At 62.6% G+C, this 281-nt stretch carries 1 protein-coding gene; it reads right to left on the bottom strand.

Going from position 1 to position 281, the window contains the following annotated elements; translation table 11 throughout:
• Positions 1–29 precede the first annotated feature (29 nt).
• The coding region (locus EII42_RS13210; protein WP_158676544.1) for a hypothetical protein at positions 30–281 on the bottom strand (252 nt) is incomplete at its 5' end.

Raw genomic sequence — 281 nt, 5'->3', positions numbered from 1 at the left:
ACGCGCTTGTTCATCTAGGGGCTCCCTGATTATCTGAACTCGGGGGGCAGCTCGGGCAGCGGGTAGGAAGAGCGGAGCTGGGGAATGTCGGCTGCTTTAACGCCGAACATGGAATCGTCCGTGGGCCAGCCGTATTGGAGCAGGTTGGTGGCGTTCTTCGCCGCAACCAGATCGGCGGCCAGGTTCGTGCAAGTCTCTTCCAGCGTGGCCCCGAGAGACGTGATCTCCTTCACGGTCCGCTGCACCGCATCGCCCAGCTTCCAGGTAGCGGCGAAGGTCTC

The organism is Tessaracoccus sp. OH4464_COT-324 (assembly GCF_003932855.1).
In the GTDB taxonomy this organism is placed as follows: Bacteria; Actinomycetota; Actinomycetes; order Propionibacteriales; family Propionibacteriaceae; genus Arachnia.
The sequence above is the reverse complement of the archived record's forward strand: the minus strand, read 5'-3'. Positions and strand labels throughout refer to the sequence as shown.